This is a genomic window from Kibdelosporangium phytohabitans (genome assembly GCF_001302585.1).
GTDB lineage: Bacteria > Actinomycetota > Actinomycetes > Mycobacteriales > Pseudonocardiaceae > Kibdelosporangium > Kibdelosporangium phytohabitans.
In genome coordinates this window covers 2524341-2546780 of sequence record NZ_CP012752.1, presented here as the reverse complement: position 1 = coordinate 2546780, position 22440 = coordinate 2524341, and the positions used below count along the sequence as shown (strand labels likewise).

Sequence of the window (22440 nt, the reverse complement as noted above, 5' to 3'; positions counted from 1 at the left end):
GGGTTTTCACAGAGATGCCAGCAGACTAACGGTCCCGCTCCGGCCGCAATGTCCTGGTCCACAGCGAGGTGCCGCGGCCGTCGCGCAGCCACACGGTCAGCTCGCCGCTCCTGCCGTCCACCGACACCTCGCCGAAGTGCTGGTAGCCCAGCAGCGGCGACGTGTTCGCGGCCGGCGGGGCGTGCACGAACTCCGCCACCGGGCCGAAGGTCGGGTCCAGTGTGTTCGGGCCGAACGCACCCGCGTGCAGCGGCCCGGACACGAACTCCCAGAACGGGTCGAAGTCGCCGACGGCTGCCCTGTCCGGGGAGTAGTGGTGCGCGGCTGTGTAGTGCACGTCGGCGGTCAGCCACACCACGTTGCGCACGCGTCGCTGGGCCAGGGTGCGCAGGACCCACGCGATCTCGTGTTCCCGGCCGCCGGGTTTGCCGGGCAGGCTGTTGGCCACGCCTTCGATGCCGTCGCCGTCCGGCACGGTCAGGCCGATCGGCAGGTCCGCCGCGACGATCTTCCACGTCGCCTGGCTGCGGGCCAGCGAGTCGGCGAGCCAGCGGGCCTGGCGCGCGCCGAGGATCTGGCCCACACCGTCCTTCGGCGCGGTGTTCTTGTCCTTGTAGGTCCGCATGTCCAGCACGAACAGTTCCACGCGGCGGCCGAAGCGGAAGCTGCGGTACACGCGGCCGTCGACCGCGCGGGCCTTGTCGACCGGCTGCCATTCGTGGAACGCCTGGAACGCGCGCTGTGCCAGCACGTCCACGCGCTTCTCGGTGTACTGCGGCAGGTCCAGGACCTCGCCGGGATACCAGTTGTTGGTGACCTCGTGGTCATCCCACTGGACGATGCTGGGCACCGACGCCGCCAGCCTGCGCACGTTCTGGTCGAGCAGGTTGTACGCGAACTGGCCGCGGTACTCGGTCAGTGTCTCCGCGACTTTGCTCTTCTCCGGGGTGACGACGTTGCGCCACACCCTGCCGTCGGGCAGCGTGACCTTCTCGGCCAACGGGCCGTCCGAGTACACGGTGTCGCCGCTGTGCAGGAAGAAGTCCGGCTTGCGGTCGGCGATCGCGCCGAATCCCGGCATGCCGCCGATGTCCGGGTTGATCCCCCAGCCCTGCCCGGCGACGTCACCCGACCAGGCGAACCGCACGTCGGAGTAACCGAGCGGAGCGGTGCGGAAGCTTCCGGTCAGCGGTTCGCTCGTGGTCCTGCCGTCGAGGTCCTCGGCGCGTACGCGGTAGTACGTCTCGCAGCCGGGCAGGACGCCGCGCACACGCAGTTTGCCTGTGCCGTCGGTGTCCGGGGTGAGTACGGGGCCGCGCAGGCGTCGTGCGTAACGGAACGACGGGTCGTGCGACACCTCGACCAGCATCCGCGACGGACGGTCCGCCCTCGTCCACACCAGGGCACCGTCCGTGGTCACGTCACCTGTCTGCACACCGTGTGTGAGCACGGGACGGTCACGGCGTAACTGGGCACCTGCCGGAAGTGCTCCGGCGACAAGCAATCCGGCACCGGCCGCACCGGCACGCAGTACTGTTCTTCTGTCCATGTGGGGCGTTGTATCCCGGGCAGACGAACGGAACGTTAACGCTCCTGCTGACTTGGCAGACGTCCCTCTGCCATTCGCTTGGCCACGTCGCGGCGCAGCCAGAACAGGTACGTCCACACCAGACCGAAGATCAGTCCGAGCACGCCGAGTTCCGGCACCGCGAAGAAGCTCCCGAGCATGGCCAGTTGCAGGGCGAGCACGACGTACATCGACCACGCGTACCGCAGCAGGCCGCACGTGACGATCAGGCCGAGCACGATCCCGCCGACCAGCAGCCCTTTCCACGACGCGAGCCCGCCGCCGGTGCGGTGCACCACGAGCAGCGCCAGCGCGACGACGATCGCCTCGATGATGAGGGCGCCCGCCATCACACCGCGGAAGCCCTTCATGGGGTTGGGAGCCGTCATGCGGGGACCTTCCCGAAGAGTGTCCTGGCCTCGCCCGCGGTCACCACGGACCCGGTGACCACGATCCCGCCGCCCGCCAGCGGCTCGTTCGGGTCGCCGACCTCTTCCACCAGCTGCACCGCTGTTTCCAGCGCGGTGTCCAGCCGCGGTTCGACCACGATCCGCTCGTCACCGAAGATGTCCTGCGCGATGCTGGCCAGTTCGTCGACGTCCATGGCGCGCGGCGAGGTGTTGCGCGTCAGGATGATGTCGGTGACCGCCGGTTCCAGCGCCTCGAGGATTCCCTTGGCGTCCTTGTCGGCCATCATGCCGACGACACCGACCAGCCGCCGGAACGCGAACTCGTCCTCCAGCGCCGAAGCCAGCGCTGCCGCGCCGTGCGGGTTGTGCGCGGCGTCGATGAAAACGCTTGGCGCGGAACGCATCCGCTCCAGCCTGCCGGGCACGACGACCGAGGCGAAGCCTTGCCGGACCGCTTCGACGTCGATCTGCCGGTCGGCGCCCGCGCCGAAGAACGCCTCGACGGCCGCGAGCGCGCGGGCCGCGTTGTCCGCCTGGTGCGCGCCGTGCAGCGGCAGGAAGATGTCGTCGTAGACGCCGCCGAGGCCTTGCAGCGTCAGCACTTGCCCGCCGACCGCGATATCCCGGTTGAGCACCGCGAACTCCGAGCCCTGCCGGGCCACTGTCGCGTCGACCTCGGCCACGCGCTCCAGCAGGACCTGCATCACCTCGGGCCGCTGCTCGGCGAGCAGGGCGATCGACTCCGGTTTGATGATCCCGGCTTTCTCCCGCGCGATGCCGGTGATGTCCGGGCCGAGGTAGTCCACGTGGTCGACGGCGACCGGCCCGATCACGGCGATCTCCGCGTCGACGACGTTGGTCGCGTCCCAGCCGCCGCCGAGGCCGACCTCCACCACCGCGGCCTCGACCGGCGCCTCGGCGAACGCCGCGTACGCCATCCCGGCGAGCACCTCGAACTTGCTCATCCGGACGTCGCTCGCGTCGTCCACCATGGACACGTACGGCTCCAGGTCGCGGTAGGCCGCGACGTACCGCTCCGGGCTGATCGGGGCGCCGTCGATCGCGATCCGCTCGGTCACCACCTGCAGGTGCGGGCTGGTGAACCGGCCGACGCGCAGGCCGATCCTGCTCAGCAGCGCGTCGATCATCCGGGTCGTGGACGTCTTGCCGTTGGTACCGGTGACGTGCAGCACGGGGTAGCCGCGGTGCGGGTTGCCCAGCACGTCCATCAGGGCTTTGACGCGCTCGAGCGACGGCGCGATCTTGGTCTCCGGCCAGCGGGTGTCGAGCTCCGCTTCGACTTCACGGAGAACCTGCAGCGCGTCGGGATCGGTCACGCCGACCGAGTCTAGTGCGGTGCCCGCGTCCCCTGAGTCAGGACCGGCAGCTGCGGGGATCGGAACACCCGGTAGTTCGAGTCGACCGCGTGCACGAGGCAGCCCGGCTGCTCGACCGCCCATTCCACGCCGTCGACGCCCATCGCGAACGCGGCTGTCGCGGTCGCGTCGGCGGTGGCCAGGTCGAAGGCGAAAACGGTCATGCTGAGCAGGCCGAACGCGGGCATGCCCGTGCGGCCGTCGATGATGTGGTTGCCGCGTTCGTAGGCCGCTGACGTGGCCACTGCGCCGTCGCGCACGGCGACGACCGCGCACACCTCGTGGCTGTCGCCGGGGTGGCGGATGCCGACGCGCCACGGCTCACCGTCGGCCGGTTCACCGGCTGTGACCACGTCACCACCTGCGTTGATGCAGAACCGGGTGACTCCGGCGGCGCGCAGCATCCCGGCTGCCCGCTGCACGGCCCAGCCCTTCACGACCGCGTTCGGGTCGAGGCCGCGACCGGGCAGCTTGGCCTTGAACGCGCCGCCGGACTGGCTCTCGTACGTCCGGCACAGCTCGAGGACGTGCCGCAGGTCGTCGCTGATCTCGTCGTCGCCGATCCGGCCCTCGTCGTACCTGGTCACCTCGCTGTCCATGCGGAACGGGCTGAACCTCAGGTCGACCTCGTGCAGCCAGGCGAAGACGCGCTCGGCGTCGTCCTCGGTGCCGTCCCGCAGGTCCAGTGAGATCGGCAGGCCCATCAGCTGGCGTACAGCGGTCACAGTCATCATGCGCCTTTCGCGTCGATCGCGGCCTGCAAGGAGGTGATGTAGGACTGGCTGGTCATGGTGGCGCCGGACACGGTGTCGATGTCCGCGCTCTGCGCGCTGAGCGTTTCCTGGACCAGCCGCGGACCGGCCATTCTGGACGGTCCGGAGGCGGGCAGCTGGAGGAACCTGACGCCGGTGATCTTCTCGCCGGTGAACACGACCTGGACCTGGACGACGCCGTGTTTGTTGCGCTCGGCGGAACCGTCGACGGTCCTCGGTGCCGTGCCCCCACCGGAAGGCTCGGGCAATGACGGGACGGTGGTCGCGGGTGGCAGCGCCGCCTGTGCGGACGTGGTCGGCTCGTACTGCCACACGAACGCGAATCCGGCGGCGGTCAGCAGGATGGCGGGTATCGCTCTGCGCATGTGCTCGGGGTTCCTCTCAACTGGCCAGGCTGAAACGTTCGGCGTGGATCTGCTCGCGGGGCACACCCAGGTCACGCAGGGAGCGCATGACCGCGGCGGTCATCGGCGGCGGTCCGCACACGAACACGTCGCGGTCGGCGATGTCGCCGACCAGCCCGGCCAGGTTTCCGGGGCTGAGCAGCTGGTTGCCGTCGGCGTCGCGGGCGGTGACCGGCCCCGGCAACAGGTGCAGCACCGCACCGCGGGCACGGGCCAGTTCGAGCAGTTCCCGCAGCAACACGGCGTCGTCCTGGTTGTTCACGCGGTACAGCACGACGACGTGGCCGCGGATTTCCTCGAGCAGCGCCCGGATCGGCGTGACACCGACACCTCCGGCGACCAGCAGCGCGTTCTGCTTGGTCCGGTGCATCGCGGTGAACGCGCCGTACGGCCCCTCGGCGAACACCCGCGTGCCGGGCTTGACGTGCCGCAGCGACGCGCTGCCGTCACCGAGCGCTTTCGCTGTGAGCCGCAACGATTTCCCGTCGGGCGCGGCGGACAGCGAGAACGGGTTCGCCGCCCACCACCGGCCCTTGGTCATGAACCGCCAGATGAAGAACTGCCCTGCCTTGGCGGGCAACCGGCCGAGGTCGCGGCCGGTGATGTACACCGACACGACCTGGTCGGACTCGGGCACGACCGCGGCCACCCGCAGCCGGTGCCGGGAATTGCGCCACAACGGCAGGATCACGCGGCCGAGCAGCACGGCACCGAGCGCACCGCCCCACAACGCCCACCAGTAGGCACGGGCGAACGGCGAGTCCACGAAGGACGAACCGGACAGGATCTGGTGCGAGAACGCCAGTATCACCGCGAGATACGTGTACAGGTGGATGAAGTGCCAGGTCTCGTAGGCCAGTTTGCGCCGGGCGACCCTGGCCGACACGGCACCGACGGTCATGATCAGCACGAACGCGACGATCGCTCGCAGCACGCCCTCGGTCGTCCCGGCCAGCGTGACCAGCTCGCCGACCGGGCCGCTGCCGGACAGGTCCGCGTACCCGGAGACGATGAACACCAGGTGCCCGACCAGCAGCCACAGCACGCCGAAACCGGTCCAGCGGTGCAGCCCGGTCAGCCGGTCCATCCCCAGGCGACGGTCCAGCCACGGCAACCGGGCGACGAGTACGAGCTGGAACGCCATCAGCAGCGCGCCGAACATGCCGGACAGGCGGCCGATCGAGATCAACGGGTCGGCCGACGGGCCCGCTTCGGCGAACAACACCGTGACGAGCGCGACATTCGCGCCCAGCACGGCGTACAGACCGGTCCGGGCCAGAGCCCGGGGCCGGGTGAGTGACAGGGTCGTCATGGCACAGAGCTTGGTGAACGAACCTGTGCCGGTGCTGTTGTGAACCTGTCGATCTCCTATCGGCGGCCCGGCCGCCTCGCTGCACGCGCGCGCGTGGCGCACCATGAACATGTGAACAAGAAAAGCCCGGTGCGGCTGCTCGTCGTCGACGACGAGCCGCACATCGCCGACCTGGTGGCGACCGTCGCCCGCTACGAGGGCTGGCACGCGGTCACCGCCGGGACCGGCGAGGAGGCGCTGCGCCAGGCGGCGAGTTTCGGCCCGGACATCGTCGTGCTGGACCTGATGCTGCCCGACGTGGACGGTTTCACCGTGCTGGACGGGCTGCGCTCCAGCGGCGCGATGGTGCCGGTGGTGTTCCTGACCGCGAAGGACGCGACCGCCGACCGGATCGCCGGGCTGACCCGCGGCGGCGACGACTACCTGGTCAAACCGTTCTCGGTGGAGGAGCTGATGGCCAGGCTGCGCGCGGTGTTGCGGCGCAGCACCGGGCCGACGTGGAAGCGGTCCGTGCTGGAGGTCGGCGACCTGTCCGTGGACGAGGACACCCGTGAGGTCAGGCGCGCGGGTGAGCCGGTCTCGTTGACGCCGACGGAGTTCGAGCTGCTGCGGTACCTGATGCGCCGCTCCCCCGCCGTGCTGACCAAGGCGCAGATCCTGGACCACGTGTGGGAGTACGACTTCGGCGGCAGGTCCAATGTGGTCGAACTGGTCGTGTCCCATCTGCGCCGCAAGATCGACGACGGTCATGAACCGCTGATCCACACCGTCCGCGGTGTCGGCTACGTCGTGCGGCGCCCCACAGGATGACCCGCGGGATGAACCGCTGGCAACGGACCCCGCTCGGCACCCGCCTGGCGCTCGCGCTGGGAGTGTTGGCGCTGGTGGTCTTCGGGATCGTCGGCACCGTGCTCGCCACCAGCACCCGCGACTACCTGGCGCGGCAACTGGACGAGCTGATGACCAAGACCCAGAAGGAACAAGCGGGCTTCCGCGGCAAGTGGAAGGCGCCGTACACCTGGCAGCAGCTGGTGTACAACCCGCGCAACGAATCCGTCACGCAGATCGGCGACAACGCGCTGCCGCCGCCGCAGGACCGTGACGAGTTCGTGGCGCTGGCCAAGGAAGCCTTGGCCAAGCAGGAAGACCACGCCTTCCAGACGATCTTCATCCACGACCAGGGCCCGTACCGGGCGCGGGCGTGCCAGATCGACGGCGGTGTGTTCCTGGTCAGCGCGGCCCCCATCTCGGACCTCGACAGCACGGTCCGCTGGCTGATCATCGTGTCGATCAGCGCGTTCGGTGCGGCGCTGGTGATCCTGGTCGTCGCGGGCAGGCTCGTACTCCGTCGTGGTCTGCGTCCGTTGAGCGACATGGCCTCGACAGCGCACGACATCACCTCCCATGACCTGACCGACTCCAGTCATCTGCCCGTCCGCGCGAACGGCGCGGGCGGCGGGCCGGAGGTGGAGGAGCTGCGGACGTCGTTCAACGTGATGCTCGACCACATCGACGCCTCGCTGGCGGCGAGGACAGCGGCGGAGCAACGACTACGGCGGTTCATCGCCGACGCGTCGCACGAGCTGCGCACGCCGTTGACGTCGATCCGGGGCTACGCGGACCTGTTCCGGTACGCCGCCGCGAACGAACCGGCCGAACGCGAGGCGCACCTGGCCAAGATCCGCGAGGAGACCGAGCGGATGAGCCTGCTGGTGGACGACCTGCTGCTGCTGGCCCGGCTGGACTCGGAAACACCGCTGCGCCAGGAGGAAGCCGACCTGGTCGAGGTCGCGTCGGCGGCGGCGCAGGCGTTCGTGGCCGCGCACCCGGACTACCCGCTGGACTTCGACGCGCCCAGCCGCGTGCGGATCCACGGCGACCCGATGCGGCTGCGCCAGGTCCTGGACAACCTGCTCGCGAACATCGCCAGGCACACCCCGCCGGGCACGGAGGTGGAGCTGACGGTGAGCCCGGACGCGGTGGTGACCGTGACCGACACCGGGCCGGGGATCCTGCCGGAGCACCAGGCCCGCATCTTCGACAGGTTCTACCGGATCGACGACTCCCGCAGCCGCGCGATCGGCGGCGGCACCGGCCTCGGCCTGTCGATCGTGCACTCGATCGTCAGCGCGCACGGCGGAACCGTGAACCTGTCGAGCGAACCGGGCCGCACGACGTTCGTCATCACGCTGAACCCGGGTGATCGGCGATGATGGGGGTGTGACGACGACCATCGACAAGATCGCGTGGATCCACCTGTCCGGCGGGCGGATCCTCGGCACCCGGTCCCGCGGCAACGACGTCTACTACCTGCCCGGTGGCAAACGCGAGCCCGGCGAGACCGACATCGACACCCTCGCCAGGGAGATCATGGAGGAGCTCACCGTCACCATCGACCGCTCCACCGCCGCCCACCTGGGCACCTTCCAGGCCCAGGCGCACGGCAAAGCCGACGGTGTGCTCGTCCGGATGACCTGCTACACGGCGGATCACGACGGCACTCCCACCGCGAGCAACGAGATCGCCGAGGTGGCGTGGCTGACCTACAGCGACCGCGACCGGGTCGCCGCGGTCGACCAGATCATCTTCGACCACCTGCACGGCGACGGCAGGCTCACCTGACCCACTCGTCCGCGTGCTCCTGGACGAACTCGGCGAAGGTGCGGGGCGGACGGCCGGTCAGGTCCAGGACGGACGTGCTGACCCGGTCCTCCACGCCTGCCCTGATGCCGTTCTCCATGGCGGCGAGGGCTGTGGCGAACGAGGCGGGTATACCCGCGGCGCGGTAGTTGGCCGCTTGTTGCTCGGTGCTGATGTGCACCACCCGTGTCGGCCGTCCGGTGTGGGCGGTGATGATCGCCGCCGTGTCCGGGTAGCTCAACGCTTTCGGCCCGGTGAGCAGGTATTCACGTTGCTCGCCGGGATTGGACAGCACCGCGTACGCGGCGGCCGCGATGTCCCGTGCGTCGACCCAGCCCAGCCGGCCGTCACCGGCGGAGGTGCGGATCTCCCCGTGCTGACGGATCCGCGCGCCCAGTGGGTGCGGGCGCAGGAAGTTCTGCATGAATCCCGACGGTCGCAGCACCGTCCACCCGGGCTGGGCACGCACCTGCGCGTCCAGTTCGAGCGCGCCGGGAGCGTCCGGCAGCACGATGGCGGAGCCGAGAAGCACGACTCGCATGTCCAGGCGTCGTGCGTTGCCGAGCAACGGCCCGACCAGCGGCATCGGGTCCACGTTCAGCAGCGGGGGCACGAGGTAGACGCGGTCCATCCCGCGCAACGCGGCCTCGTGCGTGGCCGGGTCGTTCCAGTCGAACCGGACCGTGTCACCGCCGGACGGGTTGCGTGTACCCACACGGACCGGGACATCGTTGCCACGCAACAGTTCCACCAACGCGCTCCCGGTCTTCCCGGTGCCGCCGATCACCAGTACACCGGTCATCGGTCTGCGCGCAGTGCGTCGAGCAGCTCAGGCAGGGTCCCTGCTGCGGTGGCAGTGGCCAATGGGCTCCAGTAGTCGCGGTAGCGGGTGATCAGGCCGTCCTGAACGGTGATCACCGCGATGTAGTCCAGCTGGTAGGGCTCCCCGGTGCGCACTGTCCGGCCGTTCGCGGTGAACTCGACCACGATGGTGTCCGGCTGCCGCGTGTGGTGCACGGTGACCTCGGGGATGTCCCGCACGTCCATCAGGTCCGGGTACCCGGCCAGGTACTGGCGGACCTCCTCCCGCCCGGCCAGGTGTTTCGGCGAATTCCCCGCCGCGAAGGGGAACTCGCCGACGCCGTGCTCGGCCCACAAGTCGGCGACGGCGTCCATGTCCTTGGCCAGCAACAGATCCAGCAAGCGCCGGAACGTCTCCTCAGGCACGTTTCCTCCGGTGTTCGATCGGGTGACGAGTCCAGGTTCGGTCGTGCGGCGACGTGGGGGAACGGCCGCCTGAGCCCCGGACCGCCAGTCCGTGGCCAACCGGAACGGCCCGTGCCACCATGGGTGGAGTGAGCAGAGGCGACCTGGCCGACTTCCTGCGGCGCCGACGGGAAGCGCTGCGGCCCGACCCGGCACGAGGCCGACGTGCCCGCCGCACGCCGGGGCTGCGCCGCGAAGAAGTGGCCGAACTGGCGGGGATGTCGGTGAGCTACCACGAACGGCTGGAGCAGGCCCGCGCGCCGCGTCCGTCCCCGGAGGTGCTGGCCGCGCTGGGCACGGCGCTACGGCTCACCGCGGCCGAACGCGAACACCTCGCACGCTTGGCCGGACAGGTGCCGCCCGCTCCGGATACCGCTCACGCGGGCGTGCCAGCCGACGCCCGGCGTCTGCTCGACCGCCTCGGGCCGATCCCGGCATACCTGGTCGGCGAGCGGCAGGACATCGTGGCCTGGAACGCCGCGGCTGCCGCGTTGATCACCCGGTTCGACCTGCTGCCCGCCGAGGACCGCAACACCGTGCGCCTGTCCATCCGCCTGGGCGGGACGGTGTGCTCGGCCCCGGCGGGCGCGGAAGGCGAGTTCGCCCGTCAATCCGCTGCCCAGCTACGCGCGGCCAGCGCACGCCACCCAGCCGACCGCGTCATCGGCGAACTGGTCAACGAGTTCGCCGCACACAGCGCGGACTTCGCCGCCGGGTGGCGCGACCACGATGTGCGCCCGATCTCCACACTGCGCAAGCATTTGCGCCACCCCGAACTGGGTGAGCTGGAACTGGACAGCCAAACCCTGCTGCTGCCCGGCACAGACCTGCGACTGGTGATGTACACCGCCGAACCAGGCAGCCCCAGCGCCGCGGCCCTCGCCCAGCTGTAGACGCCCGCAGATCAGTTCACAGCAACCAGATCGGTTCCGCGCTCAGCCGACGCTGCGGGGCGCGGAACCGGTTGCGCAAGGGTCTGACAAGACCGGCCCGGCTGCCCGTCGACGACAGGGCGGCCGGGCCGGTCTGCGGCAATACCCGTTATTGCGCCAGAGGAAGGGCGTTGAGGCGGGCGTTGATCCGGTCGATGTCGGCCAGCGCCGTCTCCCGGCGGTCCTTGATCTTGTCGACCACGTCGGCCGGGGCCTTCTCGGTGAACTTCGGGTTGTTCAGCTTGCCCTCGCACTGGGCGAGTTCCTTCTGCGCCACCGCGAGGTCCTTGGTGAGACGCTTGCGTTCGGCTTCGACGTCCACCGCGCCGGACAGGTCCAGTTCGACCACGACCGATGACGCACCGGGCAGCGCGACTTCCAGGGAGGCGCCTGCGGTGAAGCCTTCTTCCGGTGCGGTCAGGCGGGCCAGGGTGGCCACGGCGCTCTGGTGGTCGGCGAGGCCCGCCGCGTCGAGGCCGCCGAGGCGGGCGCTGACTTTCTGGCCCGGCTTGAGGCCCTGGTCGCTGCGGAACCGGCGGATCTCGGTGATCAGCTTCTGCACGCCCTCGATCCGCCGCGCCGCGCCGGCGTCCGCCGAAGCGCCGCCGGCCGACGGCCACGAGGCGATGACGACGGACTCGCCGCCGGTCAGCGCTGTCCACAGTTCCTCGGTCACGAACGGGATGACCGGGTGCAGCAACCGCAGCACCGCGTCGAGCACGTGCCCCAGCACCGCGCGGGTCGCTTCCGCGCGCCCCTCGGCGATCTGGACCTTCGCCAGTTCCAGGTACCAGTCGCAGAACTCGTCCCACGTGAAGTGGTAGAGCGCGTCGCACGCCTTGGCGAACTGGAAGTCGTCGAACAGGCCGTCCACATCGGACACCAGGGTGTCCAGGCGGTCGAGTATCCAGCGGTCCGCGTCGGTCAAAGTGTCCCGCGGCGGCACCGGGATCGCGGTCGTCGCGCCGTTCATCAACGCGAAACGGCTGGCGTTCCACAGCTTCGTCACGAAGTTGCGTGAACCGGACGCCCACTCCTCGGCCAGCGCCATGTCGCTGCCCGGGTTCGCGCCGCGCGCGAGGGTGAAGCGCAGCGCGTCCGCGCCGTAGCGGTCGAGCCATTCCAGCGGGTCGATCACGTTGCCGCGCGACTTGGACATCTTCTTGCCCTGCGCGTCACGGATCAGGCCGTGCAGGTAGAGCTGGTCGAACGGCTGCTTGCCGTCCATCGCGTACAGGCCGAACATCATCATCCGGGCGACCCAGAAGAAGAGGATGTCGTAGCCGGTGCACAGCACGCTGGTCGGGTAGAACCTCGCCAGGTCCGCCGTCCTGTCCGGCCAGCCCAGTGTGGAGATCGGCCACAGGCCCGACGAGAACCACGTGTCGAGCACGTCCGGGTCCTGGGTCCAGCCGTCGCCGGACGGCGGCTGCTCGTCCGGGCCGACGCACACGACCTCGTCGTCCGGGCCGTACCAGACCGGGATCCGATGCCCCCACCACAGCTGGCGGGAGATGGTCCAGTCGTGCATGTTGTCGACCCAGTCGAAGTAGCGCTTGGCCAGCTCCGGCGGGTGCACGGTCGTGCGGCCGTCGCGCACGGCGTCACCGGCCGCGCGGGCCAGCGGCTCGACCTTCACCCACCACTGCATCGACAGGCGCGGCTCCACGACCGTGTCGCACCGCGAGCAGTGCCCGACGGAGTGCAGGTACGGGCGCTTCTCGGCCACGATCCGGCCCTGCTCGCGCAGCGCGGCGACCACGGCGGGCCGGGCTTCGAAGCGGTCGAGGCCTTCGAACGGGCCTTTCACGGTCACGACCGCGCGCTCGTTCATCATCGTGATCGACGGCAGGTCGTGCCGCTGGCCGATCTCGAAGTCGTTGGGGTCGTGCGCGGGCGTCACCTTCACCGCGCCGGTGCCGAACTCCGGGTCCACGTGCTCGTCGGCGACGATCGGGATCCGGCGGCCGGTCAGCGGCAGCGGGATCTCCTTGCCGATCAGGTGCTTGTAGCGCTCATCGTCGGGGTGCACGGCCACCGCGGTGTCACCGAGCATGGTCTCGGCGCGCGTGGTCGCCACCACGATCGACTCGTCGCCGTCGCCGTAGCGGATCGAGACGAGTTCGCCCTCGTCCTCGGAGTGCTCCACCTCGATGTCCGACAGCGCCGTCTGGCAGCGCGGGCACCAGTTGATGATCCGTTCCGCGCGGTAGATCAGGCCGTCGTCGTACATCTTCTTGAAGACGGTCTGCACGGCCTTGGACAGGCCTTCGTCCATGGTGAAGCGTTCGCGGCTCCAGTCGACGCCGTCGCCGAGCTTGCGCATCTGGTCGAGGATGCGGCCGCCGTACTCGTCCTTCCACTCCCACACGCGCGCGACGAACTCGTCACGGCCAAGGTCGTGGCGGGACACGCCTTCTTTCTCCGCGAGCGAGCGCTCCACCACGTTCTGGGTCGCGATGCCCGCGTGGTCCATGCCGGGCAGCCACAGCACCTCGTAGCCCTGCATCCGGCGGCGCCGGGACATGCTGTCCATCAGCGTGTGGTCCAGCGCGTGTCCCATGTGCAGCTGCCCGGTGACGTTCGGCGGCGGCAGCACGATGGTGAAGGGCGGCTTGTCCGAGGTCACGTCCGCCTCGAAGTAGCCGGCGTCCACCCAGCGCCGGTACAGCCGTCCCTCTACCTTCTCGGGCGCGAACGCGGCCGGAAGATCGGTTGTTGCCTGGGGGATGGCTGTCTCTGTCACGGTGACAGAGTTTACGAACCGCGCCGACGCGACTTCACGCGCATGCCCACTCATACGAATGGGTGACGTGTCGGCCCGAGCAGCCGCCAGCGACCACGCATTGTGACTCAGCGCATTCGGGCCACTACCCGTAACCACTAGTTTTACGCAACGTGGTCAGGCTAGGCTCACCAGGTCCGGTGTGGACCTGGCATGTCCATCCACGGGGCTGCCGGGCACCCTGTTCTCCGCGAGCACGCGCGAGGGAGAAATGCCCGAGGACCCACAACACGGCACCGATTCACCACGCTCGTTCCTCAAGCGCTACCGCGCCAAGGTCGCCACGCTCAGCGTCGGCGCAGCGGTGATCGCGGGGATCGTGACTTTCAACGAGGTCCGGGGCACGGCCGAGCCGAGAACAGTCGACGTGACAGCGACGGCCCCACCGGTTCACGTAGACCTCGGTCGCCCGTACACCGGGACGCCCGCCGCGGACTGGCCGGACGGCGAGGCCGGCGTGGTCGTACCGGCGGCGAAGGCTGTCGGCCCGTTCACCGCGCAGCAGGTCGGCGACGCCTACGCCAAGGTGCGCCAGGCGGTGATCACCTCACGGCTCGACCGGGCGGTCCTCGAACAGCACGACGTCGAGCGCTACCTCAAGCTGCTGGCGAAGGACTCGCAGAAGAACATGCGGCCGGTGTTCAGCACGGATCCCAACGAAGCGCACGCGTACGCCACCAGGCTGGCCAGCGGGCACAAGCTGTTGCCCGCCGCGCCGAAGGTGCGCGGCCGGATGTGGGCCGAACAGGGCACGCGGCAGGGCGAACTGGTGGTGCACACGAACTTCGTGTTCGCGTACGCCTTCGCCACCGACGAGCCGAAGAAGCTCAGAGACGTGATGGACATCGTCGCCGTCGACCGCTGGGACGTCGACTACTCGGTGCTGACCGGCAAGTACGCCGCCAGCAGCCTGGGTATCTGGCCGGTCCGGTCACAGGGCTTCACCTATTCCATGGGTTGTGAGGCGTTGCGCGCCGGGTACCTGGCCCCCGCGGTCAGCGAGCAGCGCGCGGACCCGGACAGCGGCAACGGCAAGGACCGCGCCACCTACTTCGACCCCGGCAGCGATCTGCCCGCCAAGAGCACCTGCGGCTGACTGTCAGCTCTGGGGTTGACGGTGTGGTGCCGCGTCCGCCCTGAGACAGAGCCGCAAGATCTGCCCGGGGTCAGATGTGCCGCCGGGCCGGATCCTGGACCGTCTACGGTGTGCGAACTTCGAACACAAGCCCGGCGGTCCACGGCCGCGATCTGTCCAAAGTGTACGACTCGGGGTCGTCAGGCGACGTGCGCGTGGTCGCGCTCGACGACGTGACGGTCGGCTTCCCGCGCGAGCAGTTCACGGCCATCATGGGCCCGTCCGGGTCCGGCAAGTCCACGCTGCTGCACTGCCTCGCGGGCCTGGACCAGCCGACCAGCGGCCAGGTCTTCATCGGCGGCACGGACACGTCGTCGTTGTCCGACACGCGACTGACCGCGTTGCGGCGCGATCGCGTCGGCTTCGTGTTCCAGGCGTTCAACCTGCTGCCGACGCTGACCGCGTGGGAGAACATCGTGCTCCCGCTCGACCTGGCCGGGCGGCGGCCGGACCAGGCCTTCGCCGACGCGGTCATCGACGGTGTCGGTTTGCGGCACCGGCTCGGGCACAAGCCGAACCAGCTCTCCGGCGGGCAGCAGCAACGAGTCGCGTGCGCGCGTGCGCTGATCACCAAACCGGAAGTGGTGTTCGCCGACGAGCCGACCGGTGCGCTGGACTCCAAGGCCTCGGCGGACGTCCTCGGGTTCCTGCGCCGCAGCGTGGACCAGTTCGGCCAGACCGTCGTGATGGTGACACACGAGCCGTCGGCGGCCGCGTACGCCGACCGCGTGCTGTTCCTCGCTGACGGGCGTGTGGTCGGCGAGCTCGCCGGCCCGACAGCCGAGCGTGTCCTCGACCGGATGAAGGACCTCGAGAAGGTAGTCGCCTGATGGTGCGCGCGATGCTGCGTGACCTGGTCGCGCACAAGGGAAGGGTCGCGATGACGCTCGTCGCGATCACCCTGGGGGTGGCGTTCGTCGTGGCGACGTGGGTCGTCTCGGACTCGGCCGCCGAGACGACGCGTGGTGCGGGCGTCCGCGAGGACGTCGGTGTGTCGGTGCGGATCGTCGAGGGCGCGCCGGAACTGACCGGGGCCGACCAGGACCGGCTGGCGGGCATTCCCGGTGTGGCGAGCGCTTCCGGGGTGGTTTCCGGGTACGCCGGTGTGGTCCGCGCGGACGGCAAGCTCGTCGGTGTGCGCCCGGACCAGGCCGGGACGGCGTGGGATTCGTCGGACCGGTTCGTCCTCAAGGACGGCAAAGCCCCGGCGCCGGGTGAGGTGGCCATCGCCGAGGCACAGGCCGGGCCGGCCGGGCGCGGGATCGGGGAGCGGGCCCGGATCCTGCTGGCCGACGGGCGTTCGGTCGACGCGGTGGTCGCCGGGGTGTTCGCGTACCGGTCGCTGGGTGAGCCGGATCCGGTTGTGGCGTTCGGCGATCCCGGTGTGCTGGGTGACCGCTACGCACAGGTCGAACTGTCCGTGCGGCCTGGTGCGGACGCGGACGCGATCGCGGCGACTGCGCGGGGGCTCGTCGATCACGCCACGCGCACGGTCGCGACCGGCGCGGACCTCGCCGAGCAGGCACGGGCCAGGGCGGACGAGTCGGCCCGGTCCAGCCGGGAAGGCCTGCTCGGGTTCGCGGCGGTGGCGTTGCTGGCCGGGATGTTCGTCATCGCCAACACGTTCGCGATGCTGGTGACGCAGCGGACGCGGCAACTGGCGCTGATGCGCGCGATCGGGGCGACTCGCCGCCAGGTTCGCCGTGCGGTGCTGCTGGAAGCGGGTGCGCTCGGGTTCGTCGGTTCGACGCTGGGTGTCGCCGTGGGTATCGGGATGGGTTTGCTCGGGCTGGTGGTGAACGCTCCCGAGGGGCAGTCCATCTCGCTGACGGTCACCCCCACCGGCATCCTCATCGGGTACGCCGCCGGTGTGCTGGTCACGATGGTCTCGGCGTACACGTCGGCACGGCGAGCCGCCTCCGTGCCGCCGGTCGCGGCGCTGCGGACGGACGGTTCGTTCGCCCCACGGTCGCTGCGGGCGCGTTCGATCACCGGTCTGGCCGCCGTCGCGGCGGGCGTGGTCGCGACGGCGCTGACGCTGCGCAACGACCTGTCGACCACCGAGCGGGTCGTGTCGATGGGCGGCGGGATCGCGGCGTGGCTCGGCGTGTTGTTGCTGGCCCCGGCGTTGGCGGACGCCGTGCTCCGCCCGGTCGGCCGGGTGCTGAGCCGCCGCGGTGGTCCGGCGACCCGGCTGGGGATCCGCAACGCGGTGCGTGACTCACGGCGGACCGCGGCCACGACGTCGTCGCTGATGGTCGGTTTGGCCCTGGTGTGCGCGTTCGCCACGCTCGGGTCGTCGATCACGTCGATGCTCGCGTCGTCGATCCGCGCCACGGTCCCGGCGACGGCGACCGTCGTCCAGTCCCCGGTCGACCGGGTCGCGCTGGGCACGGACGTGCTGGGCAAGGTGAAGGCGGTGCCGGGCGTGCGAAGCGTGTCCGCGGATCGCTACATCTTCCTCAAGGTCACGCACAACGGTTCGACCAGTCGTACGACGCTGTCCGCCGTCGAACCCGACGGTGTCGTGCGGCCGGAGATCGTCGAGGGCTCGGGTGATGTCCGCCGCGGCGCTGTCGTCGGCGAGAACGAGGCGGCCATGATCGGCGCGAAGGTGGGCGACCAGGTGACGCTGACCTTCGACCCGGTCACGTCGGTCACCACCACGATCATCGGTCTGCACAAGGGAATGGAAGGCAGGCCGCTGTTCTATGTGGACGTCGCGACGGTGCCGGCGAAGATCCGGGACGCCGCCGTCACCACCGTGTACGCCACCGGTGCCGACGCCACGGCGGTGCGCGCGGGTGTCGCGGCGGCGTTCCAGGACCGGCCTGACGTGGTCGTCACCGATCGCGAGGGCGTGATCAAGGAGGCGACCGAGAGCTTCGAGTTGTTGCTGTCGCTGATGTACGCGTTGTTCGGCGCGGCCATCGTGATCGCCGCCTTCGGTGTGGTCAACACGCTCGCCCTGTCGGTGATGGAGCGGACGAGGGAGATCGGTGTCCTGCGCGCGGTCGGGGCGGGCAGGCCGCTGGTGCGCCGGGCCATCCGGACCGAGAGCGTCGTGATCTGCGCTTACGGCGGCGTTCTCGGGATCCTTGTCGGCGTGGGCTTCGGTGCGGTCATGCAGCACGCGATGATGGGCCAGTCGTTGTGGGAGTTCTCCGTTCCCTACGGGATCATCGCCGCCGCTTTGGCGGGGATGGTGGTGGTCGGTGTGCTGGCCGCGTTGTGGCCGGCACGGCGGGCGGCCCGTACGGATGTCCTCGCGGCCATCGCCACGGCCTGATGCCCCTTTTGCCGGACGCGGCGCCGTGACATAGTGTGGCAACCAACTGGTTGCCACACTGGAGGGTCTGATGGCTTTTCCCGACCGCATCGAACGCACCGTCGAGATCGCGCACGCACCGGACAAGGTGTGGGCCGCGCTGACCACCGCCGAGGGCCTCGGCACGTGGTTCGGCAACACGGCCACCATCGACCTGCGCCCCGGCGGCGCTGGTCAGCTGAAATGGGACGACGGGTCCACGCAGGACCTGCGGATCGAGCGCGTCGAGGAGCCGGCGGTGTTCGGCTTCACCTGGCGGATCTACGGGCTGCCCGACGACGACCCGCGCCGCACGTACGTCGAGTTCACGCTGGAACCGGCGGGCACCGGAACCCGGCTGACCGTTGTCGAGGCCGGTTTCGCCCAGCTCCCGGACAGCACCTACGACGTGGCGTACGACGGGAACACCAGGGGGTGGGCGAGCGAGCTGGGCGAACTGATCGACTACCTCAATGCCGCCTGACATCGAGACGATCGCCGAGCAGGTCTTCGTCGCCCTCGCCGACCCGAGCCGCCGCGCCGTCCTCGCCGCACTGGCGGCGGGCGGCCCAGCCACGGTCACCGAACTGGCCGATCGCCTGCCGATCACGCGGCAGGCGATCAGCAAGCACATCACCCTGCTCACCGACGCCGGACTGGTCACGGCACAGCCGGGCGAACGCCGCCGGGTGCGCTACCGGCTGCAGTCCGCGCCCATGCAGGTGGCTCAGCAGTTCCTCGCCGCGCTCGCCCGCGACTGGGACAACCCGCTCGGTGCGCTCAAGGAACATCTCGATCGCGCCGTTGATTCAGGTGAGGGCGATGACACGGCTTCACCCGAGAGGAGACAGTCGTGACCGACGAGCCAGCAGACCTCGACACCACCGACGAAGCGCTGCCCCTGGTCGTTGACCGGGAGACGTTCCAGGCCGAACTGGACAAGCTCCGCGTCCGGGAGAAGGCGCACACCAGGGAAGGCGACGCCATCGCGGCAGCCAGGCGGCGGCTGCCGATGGTGGAGGTGCCCGGCCACCTCGAGCTGACCGGACCCGCCGGACCGGTGACCCTGCTCGACGCGTTCGAAGGGCGTCAGCAGCTCATCGTCTACTACTTCATGTGGCACCACGGCCACAGCGCCGCCGACCAGTGCGAGGGGTGCACGTGGTGCACCACCCAGGTGGCGGAGCTGTCCTACCTGCATTCCCGCGACATCACCTACGCGGTCGTCTGCCAGGGCCCGTACGAAGAAGGCGTCCGCTACCGCGAGTTCATGGGCTGGCAGATGCCGTGGTACTCGGCGGAGGAGTCGCTCGACGCGCTCCTCATCGGGCGACAGGTCGGCCTGATGCACTTGGTGTGCTACGTGCGTGACGGCGACCGCGTGTACGAGACCTACTGGACGAACTACCGCGGCGTCGAGGTCATGGACTACAGCTACGCCCTGATGGATCTGACCGTGTTCGGACGGCAGGAGCCGTGGGAGGACTCGCCGACCGGCTGGCCCCAGCCGTGGACGGGCAACGCCGAACGCATCCGGACCGGCGGCCGTCCGATCGCCCAGTGGTCACGCCTCGAGGACGGGAAGTCCGACGACCTCACGTCGTGAAGATCCGGTCCAGGTGGGCGTCGAGGACGACCAGCCGTGCCGCGAACTCGCCGTCGACCAGTGCGGGCGGTGAAGGCCATGCCGACGCGCAGAGCGTTCCGGTGCAGGTCGTCGACGCAGAGCAGCTCGACGGCGATGGCACGGATCACCGCTCTGGGCGAGGAGTCGTTCGTGTCGGCGAGGCGCTGGGCCACGAACGCGGCACCGACCCCGCGGGTCCGCCGCGTGGATACCTTCTCAATATATCCGTATTGCCCTACGTCGAGCATTCCGATACGTTTGACTTGATTTGATGGAGCGTGTCCAAGGGGGTTCGATCATGCGATGGGCGGCAAGGCTCGCCGCCACGGCAGCCGCACTGGCGACGGTGGTGGCCGTCCCAGCGGCGTCGGCCACGCACTCGGTGCGTGTCGAGAGCGGCTGGCTGCGAGGGGTCGAAGCGGCGGATCACCGGCTGTTCCAAGGCATTCCGTACGCGGCCGCACCCGTGGGCGAGCTGCGGTGGCGGTCACCGCGGCCGCCCGCCGGCTGGAGCGGCGTCCGTGACGCCACCAAACCGGGCGCTCGCTGCGCCCAACTGGCGTCAGAGCAGGGAAACAAAGCAAGCACCGCCGAGGACTGCCTGTTTCTCAACGTCACGGTCCCGCGTGGCGGTGCGGCGAGGAAACCGGTGGTCCTCTGGCTGCACGGCGGCGGCTTCACCGAGGAAGCCGGAAGTGACTACGACGCTCGCCGGCTGGCCGTGCGAGGCGATGTCGTCGTGGTGACCGCGAACTACCGGCTGGGGATCTTCGGTCTGCTCGCCTATCCCGGGCTGCCCGGATCGGGTGGGTTCGCGATGGAGGACCAGCAGGCCGCCATGCGGTGGGTGCAGCGCAACGTCAGCCGGTTCGGCGGCGAACGAGGCAACGTCACACTGGTCGGGGAATCCGCTGGTGGCAAGAGCATTTGCGGGCACCTCGCGTCGCCGTCGGCGGCGGGCCTGTTCGCACGCGTGATCCTGATGAGCGCGCCCTGCACCGGCACCGTTCCGGCGGAAGCGATGTTCCCCGGCGTGCCGTCGTTCCCGCAGTGGATGCCGACGGCGCAGCGGGAGACCGACGGAGCCCGGGTGGCCAACGAACTGGGATGCGCCGACATCACGTGCATGCGGCGCCGGGTGTCCCCAGAGCAGCTGCTGACCAAGCACCGCGAGTTCATCTCGCCGACCTTCGGCAGCGCCGTCCTGCCACGTGACCCGGATGCCGCGATCTCCTCGGGCGACATCCACAAGGTGGCCGTCGTCTCCGGTATCACGAAGAACGAGATGAGTTACGCCGCAACGGTTTTCTACGACCTCGCGGGTAAGCCCATCACCCCTCGGCAGTACGATTCGCTGCTGGGCAACGCGTTCGGGAAAGACGCGGGCCGTGTCGCGCAACGGTATCCGTTGAGCCGTTTCGTCTCACCGAGCCAGGCGTGGGCAGCCGTCACCACGGATGTCGTGTTCGCGTGCCCCACGGCGAAACGCAACAAGGACCTCCGCGCGTGGTCCTACGAGTTCGCCGAACCCAGCCCGCCCGTTCCCGGGCTGACGTTCCCGCCCGGCGCGCCACACGCGTCCGACCTGCCGTACCTGTTCCCCGGCTACGACCAGCCGCAGGGAGCGCTGTCGCAGCGCATGATCGACTACTGGACCAGGTTCGCCCGCACCGGGCAGCCGGCCGGCGAGTGGCCGCGCTACCCGGTGACCATGTCGTTGACCAGCCGGAATCCGGCACGGGTCGACCTCGCCGCGACTCATCACTGCGACTTCTGGGATTCGGTTGCTCAGGTGCGCAGGTAGGAGGCGCCGTTGAGGTCCACCACCGTGCCGGAGGCCCACTCGGCCGCGGGCGAGGCCAGGTAGACGACCGCCGCCGCGATCTCCTCGGGCCGCCCGACCCGGCCGAACGGGCTCTGCCGCCGGACGTCGTCGGTGACCATGTCGGCGACCCGGTCCGTCGCGACAAAGCCAGGAGCCACCGACGTCACCGCGATCCCTTGGGGCGCAAGGGAAACCGCCAGGGACTGACCCAGCGAGTGCAGCGCTGCCTTGCTGGCGCCGTACGCGGGCATGTCCGGCTCGCCGCGGAACGCGCCACGGGAGCCGACGTTGACGATCCGGCCGCTGATCCCCCGGTCGATCATGTGCTTGGCGACGCAGTAGGCCATGTTGGCCGCGCCGAACACGTTGACCGCGAAAGTCCGCTGCCAGATCGCCTGCCAGTCCGCGTACGACAGGTCCGGCAACGAGCCGAGCTCGACCAGGCCCGCGTTGTTCACCAGGACGTCAACGCCGCCGAGGGTTTCCACCGCGTTGGCGACGGCGCGCTCGATGGCGGCCGGGTCGGCGAGGTCCGCGTCCGCGGAGGACAGGGCGACGACGGAGTCGCCCTGGTCCCGGAACGCGCCCGCGATGGCCGCGCCGATGCCGCGCGAGCCACCCGTGACCAGAACTCCCCTGCTCCCAGGACGAACACTCACCGCGCGAACACCTGCGACTCGTCCTTGAACGCCTTGAACTCCAACGCGTTGCCCGCCGGGTCGCGCAAGAACATCGTCCACTGCTCGCCCGGCTCGCCCTCGAACCGCAGGTACGGCTCGATCACGAACTCGGTCCCGGCCGCGCGCAGCCGGTCGGCCAGTACGTGGAACTCCGGGATCGGCAGGATCAGCCCGAAGTGCGGGACGGGCACGTCGTGCCCGTCGACCGGGTTGCGGCCGGAGTCCGCGCGGGGTCCGGGCACGACGTGGGTCACGACTTGGTGGCCGTAGAAGTTCCAGTCCACCCACGCGTCCGCGGAACGGCCCTCGTCGAGCTTCAGCACGCCGCCGTAGAACTCACGGGCTTTGACCAGGTCGTCGACGGGAATGGCCAGATGGAATCCAGGTCGGGTCATGTCACC

The 22440-nt window shown here is 69.8% G+C and carries 23 protein-coding genes; 12 read left to right on the top strand and 11 right to left on the bottom strand.

Annotated features, from left to right (window positions below):
- Nucleotides 1–25: 25 nt before the first annotated feature.
- Genes AOZ06_RS11610 through AOZ06_RS11585 form a run of 6 tightly spaced genes read right to left on the bottom strand, consistent with a single transcriptional unit; the run spans nt 26 to nt 5842 of the window.
- Nucleotides 26–1549: an alkaline phosphatase D family protein gene (locus tag AOZ06_RS11610; protein WP_054289444.1), complete on the bottom strand. Its 1524-nt coding sequence runs from the start codon at nt 1547–1549 to the stop codon at nt 26–28.
- 35 nt (nt 1550–1584) lie between these two features.
- Nucleotides 1585–1956, bottom strand: coding sequence for a DUF4233 domain-containing protein (locus tag AOZ06_RS11605; protein WP_054289443.1), 372 nt, complete (start codon nt 1954–1956; stop codon nt 1585–1587).
- Nucleotides 1953–3437 (bottom strand): bifunctional tetrahydrofolate synthase/dihydrofolate synthase, encoded by a 1485-nt coding sequence (gene folC / locus AOZ06_RS11600; protein WP_083471633.1) that lies wholly within the window; start codon nt 3435–3437, stop codon nt 1953–1955. The genes AOZ06_RS11605 and folC overlap by 4 nt, the downstream gene beginning before the upstream one ends.
- Complete coding sequence (locus tag AOZ06_RS11595) at nt 3326–4084, bottom strand: FAD:protein FMN transferase (RefSeq protein ID WP_054289441.1); 759 nt, start codon at nt 4082–4084, stop codon at nt 3326–3328. Before AOZ06_RS11595 ends, folC begins: the two co-directional genes overlap by 112 nt.
- The gene (locus AOZ06_RS11590) at nt 4084–4491 is read right to left on the bottom strand and encodes an FMN-binding protein (RefSeq protein ID WP_054289440.1); all 408 of its coding nucleotides are present in this window, start codon (nt 4489–4491) and stop codon (nt 4084–4086) included. Before AOZ06_RS11590 ends, AOZ06_RS11595 begins: the two co-directional genes overlap by 1 nt.
- Before the next feature lie 16 nt (nt 4492–4507).
- Entirely contained in the window at nt 4508–5842 is a 1335-nt protein-coding gene (locus AOZ06_RS11585) for a ferredoxin reductase family protein (RefSeq protein WP_054296582.1), read from the bottom strand.
- Nucleotides 5843–5953: 111 nt separating this feature from the next.
- On the opposite strand from AOZ06_RS11585, the gene AOZ06_RS11580 reads away from it, so the two are divergent.
- From AOZ06_RS11580 to AOZ06_RS11570, 3 genes are read left to right on the top strand one after another with little or no spacing between them, the layout of a single operon-like run.
- Nucleotides 5954–6652 carry a response regulator transcription factor gene (locus tag AOZ06_RS11580; protein WP_054289439.1) on the top strand — a complete coding sequence of 233 codons (699 nt, stop codon included), beginning with the start codon at nt 5954–5956 and terminating at the stop codon, nt 6650–6652.
- Nucleotides 6653–6660: 8 nt separating this feature from the next.
- Entirely contained in the window at nt 6661–8055 is a 1395-nt protein-coding gene (locus AOZ06_RS11575; protein WP_225954848.1) for a sensor histidine kinase, read from the top strand.
- A 7-nt stretch (nt 8056–8062) separates the two neighbouring features.
- On the top strand, nt 8063–8464 hold the full coding sequence (locus AOZ06_RS11570) for an NUDIX hydrolase (RefSeq protein ID WP_054289437.1): 402 nt from the start codon (nt 8063–8065) through the stop codon (nt 8462–8464).
- On the opposite strand, the gene AOZ06_RS11565 is transcribed toward AOZ06_RS11570, so the two are convergent.
- Together AOZ06_RS11565 and AOZ06_RS11560 are read right to left on the bottom strand one after the other, a co-directional pair.
- Entirely contained in the window at nt 8457–9284 is an 828-nt protein-coding gene (locus AOZ06_RS11565) for a Rossmann-fold NAD(P)-binding domain-containing protein (protein ID WP_054289436.1), read from the bottom strand. The genes AOZ06_RS11570 and AOZ06_RS11565 overlap by 8 nt on opposite strands.
- Nucleotides 9281–9709 carry a nuclear transport factor 2 family protein gene (locus tag AOZ06_RS11560; RefSeq protein ID WP_257721466.1) on the bottom strand — a complete coding sequence of 143 codons (429 nt, stop codon included), beginning with the start codon at nt 9707–9709 and terminating at the stop codon, nt 9281–9283. Before AOZ06_RS11560 ends, AOZ06_RS11565 begins: the two co-directional genes overlap by 4 nt.
- A gap of 119 nt (nt 9710–9828) precedes the next feature.
- Here AOZ06_RS11560 and AOZ06_RS11555 point away from each other — a divergent pair, with 119 nt between their 5' ends.
- Nucleotides 9829–10641 (top strand): helix-turn-helix transcriptional regulator, encoded by an 813-nt coding sequence (locus tag AOZ06_RS11555; RefSeq protein WP_218921971.1) that lies wholly within the window; start codon nt 9829–9831, stop codon nt 10639–10641.
- A gap of 148 nt (nt 10642–10789) precedes the next feature.
- On the opposite strand, the gene AOZ06_RS11550 is transcribed toward AOZ06_RS11555, so the two are convergent.
- Nucleotides 10790–13426, bottom strand: a complete 2637-nt coding sequence (locus tag AOZ06_RS11550; RefSeq protein ID WP_054289435.1) for a valine--tRNA ligase — start codon at nt 13424–13426, stop codon at nt 10790–10792.
- 250 nt (nt 13427–13676) lie between these two features.
- Here AOZ06_RS11550 and AOZ06_RS11545 point away from each other — a divergent pair, with 250 nt between their 5' ends.
- The 8 genes from AOZ06_RS11545 (at nt 13677) to AOZ06_RS11510 (ending at nt 21338) form a co-directional block, all read left to right on the top strand.
- Nucleotides 13677–14561, top strand: a complete 885-nt coding sequence (locus tag AOZ06_RS11545) for a hypothetical protein (protein ID WP_054289434.1) — start codon at nt 13677–13679, stop codon at nt 14559–14561.
- Between the two features lie 74 nt (nt 14562–14635).
- A complete protein-coding gene (locus AOZ06_RS11540) occupies nt 14636–15430 on the top strand; it encodes an ABC transporter ATP-binding protein (RefSeq protein WP_083471632.1) in 795 nt (264 codons plus the stop codon).
- Nucleotides 15430–17889, top strand: coding sequence for an ABC transporter permease (locus AOZ06_RS11535; RefSeq protein WP_054289433.1), 2460 nt, complete (start codon nt 15430–15432; stop codon nt 17887–17889). Before AOZ06_RS11540 ends, AOZ06_RS11535 begins: the two co-directional genes overlap by 1 nt.
- A 70-nt stretch (nt 17890–17959) precedes the next feature.
- The gene (locus AOZ06_RS11530; RefSeq protein ID WP_054289432.1) at nt 17960–18391 is read left to right on the top strand and encodes an SRPBCC domain-containing protein; all 432 of its coding nucleotides are present in this window, start codon (nt 17960–17962) and stop codon (nt 18389–18391) included.
- Entirely contained in the window at nt 18381–18764 is a 384-nt protein-coding gene (locus tag AOZ06_RS11525) for an ArsR/SmtB family transcription factor (protein WP_054289431.1), read from the top strand. Before AOZ06_RS11530 ends, AOZ06_RS11525 begins: the two co-directional genes overlap by 11 nt.
- Nucleotides 18761–19513, top strand: a complete 753-nt coding sequence (locus tag AOZ06_RS11520) for a DUF899 family protein (RefSeq protein WP_054289430.1) — start codon at nt 18761–18763, stop codon at nt 19511–19513. The genes AOZ06_RS11525 and AOZ06_RS11520 overlap by 4 nt, the downstream gene beginning before the upstream one ends.
- The gene (locus AOZ06_RS11515; RefSeq protein ID WP_054289429.1) at nt 19510–19806 is read left to right on the top strand and encodes a hypothetical protein; all 297 of its coding nucleotides are present in this window, start codon (nt 19510–19512) and stop codon (nt 19804–19806) included. Before AOZ06_RS11520 ends, AOZ06_RS11515 begins: the two co-directional genes overlap by 4 nt.
- 26 nt (nt 19807–19832) lie before the next feature.
- Nucleotides 19833–21338 carry a carboxylesterase/lipase family protein gene (locus tag AOZ06_RS11510; protein ID WP_063810337.1) on the top strand — a complete coding sequence of 502 codons (1506 nt, stop codon included), beginning with the start codon at nt 19833–19835 and terminating at the stop codon, nt 21336–21338.
- Here the strand turns inward: AOZ06_RS11510 and AOZ06_RS11505 are convergent.
- Complete coding sequence (locus AOZ06_RS11505) at nt 21323–22018, bottom strand: SDR family NAD(P)-dependent oxidoreductase (RefSeq protein WP_054289427.1); 696 nt, start codon at nt 22016–22018, stop codon at nt 21323–21325. The two genes, AOZ06_RS11510 and AOZ06_RS11505, sit on opposite strands and share 16 nt — an antisense overlap.
- The gene (locus tag AOZ06_RS11500) at nt 22015–22434 is read right to left on the bottom strand and encodes a VOC family protein (protein ID WP_054296578.1); all 420 of its coding nucleotides are present in this window, start codon (nt 22432–22434) and stop codon (nt 22015–22017) included. The genes AOZ06_RS11505 and AOZ06_RS11500 overlap by 4 nt, the downstream gene beginning before the upstream one ends.
- Between the last annotated feature and the right edge of the window lie 6 nt (nt 22435–22440).

Coding starts and splice junctions, on each gene's coding strand:
- AOZ06_RS11530 (WP_054289432.1), top strand. CDS start 17,960: ATGGCTTTTCCCGACCGCATCGAACGCACCGTCGAGATCGCGCACGCA.
- AOZ06_RS11590 (WP_054289440.1), bottom strand. CDS start 4,491: ATGCGCAGAGCGATACCCGCCATCCTGCTGACCGCCGCCGGATTCGCG.
- AOZ06_RS11525 (WP_054289431.1), top strand. CDS start 18,381: ATGCCGCCTGACATCGAGACGATCGCCGAGCAGGTCTTCGTCGCCCTC.
- AOZ06_RS11565 (WP_054289436.1), bottom strand. CDS start 9,284: ATGACCGGTGTACTGGTGATCGGCGGCACCGGGAAGACCGGGAGCGCG.
- AOZ06_RS11595 (WP_054289441.1), bottom strand. CDS start 4,084: ATGACTGTGACCGCTGTACGCCAGCTGATGGGCCTGCCGATCTCACTG.
- AOZ06_RS11500 (WP_054296578.1), bottom strand. CDS start 22,434: ATGACCCGACCTGGATTCCATCTGGCCATTCCCGTCGACGACCTGGTC.
- AOZ06_RS11545 (WP_054289434.1), top strand. CDS start 13,677: ATGCCCGAGGACCCACAACACGGCACCGATTCACCACGCTCGTTCCTC.
- folC (WP_083471633.1), bottom strand. CDS start 3,437: ATGGGCGGTCGAGCAGCCGGGCTGCCTCGTGCACGCGGTCGACTCGAA.
- AOZ06_RS11605 (WP_054289443.1), bottom strand. CDS start 1,956: ATGACGGCTCCCAACCCCATGAAGGGCTTCCGCGGTGTGATGGCGGGC.
- AOZ06_RS11585 (WP_054296582.1), bottom strand. CDS start 5,842: ATGACGACCCTGTCACTCACCCGGCCCCGGGCTCTGGCCCGGACCGGT.
- AOZ06_RS11610 (WP_054289444.1), bottom strand. CDS start 1,549: ATGGACAGAAGAACAGTACTGCGTGCCGGTGCGGCCGGTGCCGGATTG.
- AOZ06_RS11510 (WP_063810337.1), top strand. CDS start 19,833: ATGCGATGGGCGGCAAGGCTCGCCGCCACGGCAGCCGCACTGGCGACG.
- AOZ06_RS11540 (WP_083471632.1), top strand. CDS start 14,636: ATGTGCCGCCGGGCCGGATCCTGGACCGTCTACGGTGTGCGAACTTCG.
- AOZ06_RS11555 (WP_218921971.1), top strand. CDS start 9,829: ATGGGTGGAGTGAGCAGAGGCGACCTGGCCGACTTCCTGCGGCGCCGA.
- AOZ06_RS11535 (WP_054289433.1), top strand. CDS start 15,430: ATGGTGCGCGCGATGCTGCGTGACCTGGTCGCGCACAAGGGAAGGGTC.
- AOZ06_RS11575 (WP_225954848.1), top strand. CDS start 6,661: ATGAACCGCTGGCAACGGACCCCGCTCGGCACCCGCCTGGCGCTCGCG.